This window comes from Amycolatopsis sp. NPDC058986, assembly GCF_042741125.1.
Lineage (GTDB): Bacteria > Actinomycetota > Actinomycetes > Mycobacteriales > Pseudonocardiaceae > Amycolatopsis.
Genome location: NZ_JBHYJW010000057.1, coordinates 57,608 through 65,407 on the forward strand (window position 1 = coordinate 57,608; position 7,800 = coordinate 65,407).

A 7,800-nucleotide genomic window follows, 5' to 3' on the forward strand; every position below is an offset into this window, starting at 1 on the left:
AGACTGATCGCACCCGTGTTCCCACGACCTGGGATGAGGTCAGGATGCCCGTCGAGGACGCCGATCTGCTCGCCGACTGCGCCGCCGCCGTACTCGCCCGGCACGATCCGGATTCGTGGCGGCACAAGGTCGACGACTTCTGGCATTTCGTGCTACCACGGGAATACCGGCACCGCGAGCAGGGCTGGAAGCTGCATCTGTCCGCCACGCCGTTGTCCGCGTGTCTCGTGCTTTCCCGGTCGATCGCAGTACTCGCGGAACACCGGTGCGCGTTCAAGTTCACCAAGTCGCTGCGGGAGCTGCACCGGCTCGTCGAGCCGAACGCGGACCGCACCGCGGCGGGCAAGTTCATCACGGTGTACCCGGACGACGACGAGCACGCCGCGGCGATCGCGGCCGAACTGCACGAGGTGACCTTGGGCCTGCCGGGCCAGTGGATTCTCACCGATCGGCGATACCGCGAGAATTCGCTGGTGTTCTACCGCTACGGCGCCTTCGACCCTGGTTTCGTGTTGTCCGACGGCGGCGAGTACGTCGCCGCGCTCACCGACGCCGACGGGAACCCGGTCGACGATCAGCGCGGCGTGGGCAAGGCCGTTCCGGAGTGGACACTGGATCCGTTCCACCCGGCGATCGAGCCCGTCCGGACACCGGGGTCCGTACTGGTCGGCGACCGCTACCGGGTCCGCACCGCGATCCGGCAGTCCAATCGGGGCGGTGTATACATCGCCGAAGACACCGAGACCGGCGAAGACATTGTCCTCAAACGATTCCGGCGGCACACCGGAGCCGCCACCGACGGGTCCGACTCGCGCATCCGGGCCCGCGCGGAAGCCCGGATGCTGATGGCGCTGGGCTCGTCCGATGCCGCCCCGCGTTATCACGGCCTGTTCACCTGGGACGGGGATCTGTTCGTGGCCCAGGAGAAACTCGACGGCGTCCCGCTCCGCCGGTTCGCCGCCCGCGCGCTGCGCCCGACCGAGGGCGACAGCCTCGGCCCCGCCACCGAACTCGTGCTGGACCTCGCCCGCCAGCTGGTCGATCTGCTGGAGCGGGTGCACGAGGCCGGGTACGTGCTCGGCGACTTCACGCCGAACAACATCCTCGTCACCCCGGGAAACCGGCTGAAGCTGATCGACCTCGAATCGGCGTTACGTGCCTGGGAAGTCGGCCCGCTGCTGACCACGCCCGGCTACACCGCGCCGGAGATCCTCGGCCGGACCCGGCTGATCAACCCCGCTCCCGGCGTCCCGGTCGACCTCTACGCTCTCGGCGCGACGATGCTGTACCTCGCGAGCGGTGTGCATCCGCCCGCCTGCCCCGGCACCCGGATCGTCGAAATGGTCGAGCTGATGGCGACGCGACAGCCCGCGGTGGCCGCGCTGCGCACCGTCCTCTGTGGACTCCTCGCTGACGACCCCGGCACGCGGCCGAGTCTTTCCGTTGTCCGAGCGGCACTTCGCGAGCCGCGGCCGGCGCGGTACATCCCGCCCGCCCAGCCCGATCCCGACCGGCTGATCGCGGACATGCTCGCCGAACTCGAGGCCACCACAACCCCGGACCGGCCCGCACTGTGGGCGAATTCCACCGCCGGGAGCAGGCACGACCCGTGCTCGGTGCACGTCGGCGCCGCGGGTGTGCTCGCCGTGCTGAGCCAGGCCATGCGCGCCGGTTACGACACCGCGGAGCTGGTCGAGACCACCGCGGACTGGCTCGTCGACCGGCTTCCCCGCGAGCCGAAGATCGTCCCGGGACTGTTGTTCGGCCGCGCCGGGACCGCGGTGAGCCTGGTGGAAGCGGGCAGACTGCTGGGCGCGCCGGACGTCGAGGCGGCCGGGCTGGACCTGGCCGCCCGGCTGCCGATCCGCTGGCCGATTCCCGACGTCCACCAGGGAACGGCGGGCGCCGGCTTGGCGCTGCTCGCGTTGTGGCGCATGACCGGCCGCGCGGATCTGCTCGACCGTGCCCGCGCGTGCGCCGATCATCTCCTTGCCATCGCGGACATCGACGGCGACGTCATCAGCTGGAGCGCGTCGAGCGGGTCGAGCCTCGCGGGCACGAAACACTGGGGCTTCGCACACGGCGTCGCGGGTATCGGCACGTTCCTGCTCGATGCGGCGTCCGCCACCGGGGACGAACGCGGTCTCGACGCCGCGGCGCGCTGTGTACGAACCCTCGCCGGGATCGCCGATCGTGACGGACGCGCGGCGTTCTGGCCGAGCGGCGAAGCCGACGAAGGCGCGGACCGGATCCGGCTGACCGGATTCTGCAGCGGATCCAACGGAGCCGGCACGTTCCTGCTGCGCTATTTCGCCGCAACGGGAGACACCGAGGCAGCCGAACTCGCCGAGGCGGCCGCGTACGCCGTGCGCTGCGCGAACGCGGTGTCGACACCGGTGTGGTGCCACGGCCTGGCCTCCGACGGCGACTTCCTGCTCGACTGCGCGGACGTGTTCGGCGAGGCGCGTTACCTCGACTGGAGCACCGACACCGCGACGAGTCTCGCCTCCCGTGCCGTGCGGCGCGGCGAACGCTGGCTCACCCCCGATGAGAGCGGCGACGTGGTCGCGGCGTTCGGCAACGGCTTCGCCGGGCCGCTCTCCTTCCTGCTGCGCCTGCGTCACGGCGGCGACCGTCTGCTGATCGGCCCGCCGCGCTCAGCCGTCCGGGACGCCGTCCCGGCGATCATCGGGTGAATCGAGAGGAAGAGAACCATGGGCCTGAACATCAACGAACTGGACCTGCTGCCCGCGCTCGAAGCCGTGGACGGCGGGCCGGAGCTGATGTCGAGCTGCTGTCGCGAATGCAGTTCGTCCTTCATGGTCGTCAGCCACATCTGCGACTGACCGGCTGGATCGACCACTGTGGACAGTGGCGGCCCGGTCCCGATACCGGGCCGCCACTGTTCACCGGTAGTAGCCCTCCACGGGAACTCGCGCCTCGTCGTACAGGGCCGGGCCTTCGTGCGGCACCGGCGAAAACCCGCCCGACGGCTTGAGCGCGGTGACCTGCTCCGTGGACAGCGCGAAAACGACCCGACCGAGGCCGGAGCGTTCGATCGCGCCGACGCACATGCCGCACGGCTGGCAGCTGGTGTACATCGTGGTGGCCGCCGCGGCCGCCGGGTCGAGTTCACGCGCCGCCCAGCGGGCCAATTTCAGTTCGGGGTGCGCGGTGATGTCGGCGTCGGTGACCGCGGTGTTGCGTTCCTCGGCGAGGACGGCGCCGTCCTCACCGACGAGCAGGGAACCGAACGGCGGATTCCCTCGCCTGCGCGCCGTCGCGGCCAGCTCGATCGCCGCGCGCAGAAAGCGTTCGTCGTCGGGGGTCATCGAATCAGCGTAACCGGGACACGGCCGGAGGCACGAGATTCAGCGGCGCGGCCATTCGCTGTAGTCCCGGCGCATCGAGCTGATCACCGAGCTCATGTACTCGCCGAACGGATCGGCGGCAGGCGGGGCCGCGGGCTTGCGGCCGCCGTTCTCCTCGGCACGGCCGGTCGGCTCGACCGGCGGCGGAGGCGCCTCGGTGCCGTTGAGCTGCGCCGCGGCGGTCGTGGGGGCCGACGAGGCGCTCAGCGTCGCCATCCCGCTGTCGGAGACGGACGTCGAAGGCGTCGTCGGTGCGGACGACGTGGCGGGCGGCACCGGTTTCGCACCGGCCTCCGGTACGTCGCCGGGCGAGAGCAGGACCACGCCCGCCCCGGCGAGGACCACGAAGGCCCCGGCGCCGAACGCGAACTTCAGCGCCCAGGCGGGCCTGCCACGGTCCGGCGGCTCGTCCCCCGGGTCCGGCTCGGGCAGGGCGAATCCCGGCGGCACGGTGTCGTCCGTGATCCGGGGCATCGGACGGGTCTCCGACCGGTCCAGCAGTTCGGCGACCGTGGGCAGCTCACCGGCGTCACGGGGGGCCGGGTTGGCCATCAGCAAGACCTCCACACGCCGGCACGCGAACGATCCGGCGTCCGGCCGGGCAAATCCTACGAACCCGGCGGAATCTTGTACAGTGCCGGTAGATACCAAACCGGCCGGAAGTAAGCGTTTGCGCAGGTCCTGCGGCTTTTTTTGGTTGGCTTACTTCCGGCCTCATTGGTAAATACGCAACGCACAGTCACCAGCCTCGGCCGGGCCGCCGGTGTGCCGGGATCCCCAGCGCGTGGCGGCCGTAGCGCAGTGGCGTGAAATCGTCCTGCTTGCGGGTCGGCACCCCCTCGTACCGCAGGCCGGACAGCAGCACCTCGTGCTTCATCACGACGCTGTGCGCGGCGACATGGGTGCGCGTGCCGATCTCCGCGCCGTACAAGGGAACCGTGGCCGCGGCGAGCGTCGAGTGGGCGCCGACCACGATCCTGTCGATCTTGAGGACGCGGTCCTCGAACGTGTGCGCCTGGAACATGGCGTTCACGGTCGCGCCGTCCCCGATGTCCAGCATGTCCGGGTCGACGATCTGGGCGAACCCGTCGCCGAGGACGACCCGCTTGCCGATCTTCATCCCGGTGCGCCGCAGGAACAGCGGCAGCAGCAACGTGCCCTCCAGCCGCGAGATCGTCCCGGCGCCGATCCGTCCCCAGGCCACGTAAAGGAAGTCCCAGCGGCTGCACCAGCACGACCAGAGCGCGTGCGTACCGGGCCGCACCTTCCCCAGCAGTGTCCACTTGAGACAGAGCACCAGCAGCATCGGGAACAGCGCGGCCGCCGTCGTGATCGCCGCCACGCCCACCGAGTAGAACAGCCACGCGGGGAGCACGCGAGCAGCGGCGGCCACCGCCCAGAACCACGCGACGCCGATTGCCATCGGAACCACCGGGATGACGAACCGCAGCCACTCCCAGAACAGCCGGTCGACGTACCGGATCGCCGAGGGCTCGTAGGTCGTTTTCCGGTCGCTCGCCACGATTTCCCGGTGTGGCAGCTCGAACGGCGGATGCCCGAACCAGGAACTGCCCGGCCGGATCACGCGCTGGTCGGCCACCGTGCAGACCCCGAGCAGGATGCCCGGCGGCAGGGTCTGGCCGCCGCGGATCACCGCGTGGTTGCCGACGAAGGTGTCCGGCGAGATCCGCACCCGCCCGAGCGCCACGGTCCCCCGCTGGACGCGGGCGCCACCGAGGTAGATCCCGTCGGCGAAGAAGGTGTCCTTCCCGATCTCGACGAGTTCCGGCACGACGTCGATGATCGTGCTGATCTCGCAGCCGCGCCCCACCTTCATCCCCGCCCAGCGCAGCCAGACCGGCCAGTACAACCCGCCGGAAAGCCAGTTCCCCGCCGAAGAGACCAGCCCGGTCTTCAGCCAGACCCGGACGTAGCCGGGGCTCCAGCGGCTGATCGTGCCCGCGCGGATCCGCCCGAGCAGCCGCGCGGCGAGCGCTTCGAGCATCAGGGTGCCGACGAGCGTCAGGCAGGTCAGGACCGCCGCCGTACCCAGCAGCGGCAGGAACGCCTGCGGCGTCGTCAGCACCACGAGGAGCCGGTCGTAGGTGGTGATGTCGAACGCCAGGATCAGCGCGACGGCGAGCGCCGTCGCGGGGATGGCGAGCAGCCAGTCCAGCAGTGTCCGGCACGCGATCATCACGAGGCCGTGCACCACCGGGGACAGGTAGCTGCCGCGGATGATCGGTGTCGGCGGCGGGGGTGCCGGACCGACGGGCTTCGCGGGGACGCCGTCCCAGTACTGGCCGTCGGGAATCACCGCGTTACCGGGGAGAGACGACAGCGGCGCGAGCCAGGCGTTGGTGCCGACGCGGGTGTGCGGTCCGACCCCGGCCCGGACGTCCAGTACCGCGCCGTGCCCGAGCGAAACCGGGCCGACCACGAGGTTCCCGTCGTCGAACTGCACCAGCCGCACCGCCGCGTCCTGGCTCAGCGTGACGTCGTCGCCGATGTCGAGCAGATCCCAGCCGCCGCGGGCGAGGTCGACGCCGCGGTGGAGGTGCACCCGCCTGCCGATCCGCGCGCCGAGGGCCCGCAGCGCCATGCACTGGAACTCCGTCCCGGCGATCGCCCGCCACGGGATCGCCCGCACCGCGTGCCGCACGATCCAGTGCCGGAGGGCGAACCCGCCCCACACCGTCGCCCGCAGCGGCCGGTAGCGGCCGATGAGAATCCTCTTGACCCGTACCGCGAACCACACGGCCAGCGGCGTCGCCAGCAGCCGCAGCGGGAAGAACAGCAGCGGCACCGCCAGCACCAGCGTCACCAGGTCGAACGTGCCGGCCAGCCACGGGACGAGCCGGAACACCACGAGGAAGCCGACCGGCGCGAGCGCGAGCAGCTCGGCGAGCAGCAGTAACGTCTGGACCACGGTCACGCCGATCGGATGTCCGGGTTTCGCGGGCACCGGGAACCGGGTGGTCATCGGATCGCTCGTGGGCGGCGGGGCGGCACGCCGGGCCAGGCCGGCGATCGTGCGCGTCTCGTACAGATCCCGCACGGTGAGTGTCTCGGTGCGGGAATCCTTGCGCAGCAAGGAAATCACCAGGGCCGCCTGGAGCGAGCTGCCGCCGAGGCCGGTGAAGAAGTCGGCCTCGACCGATACTCCCGACGAGGAGAACACCTCCGCGACGGCCTGCGCGATCACTGCCTCGACCGGATCGGACGGGGCCACCCGCTCGGCGGCCGGACGGGCCGCGGTGGCGATCACCGGCAGCAGGTCGCGGCGGAGCTTGTCGCTGGTGCCTCGCGGCAGCCGGTCGATCCCGGCGAACAGCGTCGGCACCATGTACGCCGGAAGTTCCTTGCCCACCCGCGCTTTCAGGCCCGCGACGTCCAGCGCGGCCTCCGGTTCGGTGAGCACGAGATGCGCCGCGATGACCTGGCCGGCGCCCTCACCCTGAACGCGGCAGGCCGCCCCGGCCACCCCGGGGCAGCGGGACAGGCAGGTCTCGATCGCCTCCAGTTCGACGCGGTAGCCGCGCAGCTTGACCTGCGAGTCGATGCGTCCGTGGTAGAAGAGCGTCCCATCGGCTTCGGCGTGGACGAGGTCGCCGGTCCGGTAGACGCGGCCGAGCGCGGGATGGTCCGGGAACTTCCGGGCGGTCAGGTCCGCGTTGCGGTAGTAGCCCAGCGCGAGACCGGGGCCGGACATGCACAGCTCGCCCTTTTCGCCGCGCGCGACCGGATTGAGCTGCTCGTCGAGCACCCATGCCCGCATTCCCGGCACCGGGCGGCCGACGGCGATCGGCGCGCCGGGCCGGATCTCCTGCCACAGGCAGGTGACCGTGCATTCGGTGGGCCCGTAGCCGTTCATCATCCGCCGCCCGCGCGCCCATTTCTCCGCGACGTCCTCCGGCAGTGCCTCGCCCCCGACATAGACGAGTCGCAGTTCCGGTAGTTCTGTTTCGGGGTCCTGGCAAGCGGTGGCGCGCAGCAGCGTGGGCGTCGGCGCGAGGACGGTGACACGCTCGCGCCGCAGCCACGGCACGAGGTCCGGGCCGAGCCGCGCGGTGCTGTCGTCGACGACCACGACGGTGCCGCCGGAGGCCAGCGCGAGCCAGATCTCCTCGACCGACGAGTCGTAGGCCGCCGAGGAACCCTGCGCGACCCGGTCGCCGGGGCCGAGCCCGAACTCGGCGAGATCGGCTTCGACGAGGTTGACGATGCCGCGATGCGGGATCATCACCCCCTTCGGCCGCCCGGTCGTGCCCGAGGTGTAGATGATGTAGGCGAGGTCCTCCGGCGCGGGTGGCGCGGCGACCGGCCAGCCCGTCGTGTCGAGTTTCCGATCGACCCGCAGCACCGCGCCGCGATACCCGATGCGCTCGGCCCGTTCCGCCCCGGCGGCGTCGGTGACCAGGATCGCGGC

Annotated in this window: 5 protein-coding genes; 2 read left to right on the plus strand and 3 right to left on the minus strand. The window is 71.1% G+C overall.

Annotation, left to right across the window (positions count from 1 at the left end):
- Positions 1–44 precede the first annotated feature (44 nt).
- Together lanL and ACFW0G_RS36000 are read left to right on the plus strand one after the other, a co-directional pair.
- On the plus strand, positions 45–2,696 hold the full coding sequence (gene lanL, locus ACFW0G_RS35995) for a class IV lanthionine synthetase LanL (protein WP_378329959.1): 2,652 nt from the start codon (positions 45–47) through the stop codon (positions 2,694–2,696).
- Between the two features lie 18 nt (positions 2,697–2,714).
- Positions 2,715–2,846, plus strand: coding sequence for a hypothetical protein (locus ACFW0G_RS36000; protein WP_378329960.1), 132 nt, complete (start codon positions 2,715–2,717; stop codon positions 2,844–2,846).
- A 60-nt stretch (positions 2,847–2,906) separates the two neighbouring features.
- Here ACFW0G_RS36000 and ACFW0G_RS36005 read toward each other — a convergent pair whose 3' ends face one another.
- The 3 genes from ACFW0G_RS36005 to ACFW0G_RS36015 all read right to left on the minus strand — a co-directional run.
- Positions 2,907–3,332, minus strand: coding sequence for a nucleoside deaminase (locus tag ACFW0G_RS36005; RefSeq protein WP_378329961.1), 426 nt, complete (start codon positions 3,330–3,332; stop codon positions 2,907–2,909).
- Between the two features lie 39 nt (positions 3,333–3,371).
- Positions 3,372–3,923, minus strand: coding sequence for a hypothetical protein (locus tag ACFW0G_RS36010; RefSeq protein WP_378329962.1), 552 nt, complete (start codon positions 3,921–3,923; stop codon positions 3,372–3,374).
- A gap of 187 nt (positions 3,924–4,110) precedes the next feature.
- The coding region (locus ACFW0G_RS36015; RefSeq protein ID WP_378329963.1) for an AMP-binding protein at positions 4,111–7,800 on the minus strand (3,690 nt) is incomplete at its 5' end.

Excerpts from the sequence above, each read along its gene's own strand:
- ACFW0G_RS36000 (WP_378329960.1), top strand. The coding sequence starts at position 2,715 with ATGGGCCTGAACATCAACGAACTGGACCTGCTGCCCGCGCTCGAAGCC.
- ACFW0G_RS36005 (WP_378329961.1), bottom strand. The coding sequence starts at position 3,332 with ATGACCCCCGACGACGAACGCTTTCTGCGCGCGGCGATCGAGCTGGCC.
- ACFW0G_RS36010 (WP_378329962.1), bottom strand. The coding sequence starts at position 3,923 with ATGGCCAACCCGGCCCCCCGTGACGCCGGTGAGCTGCCCACGGTCGCC.
- lanL (WP_378329959.1), top strand. The coding sequence starts at position 45 with ATGCCCGTCGAGGACGCCGATCTGCTCGCCGACTGCGCCGCCGCCGTA.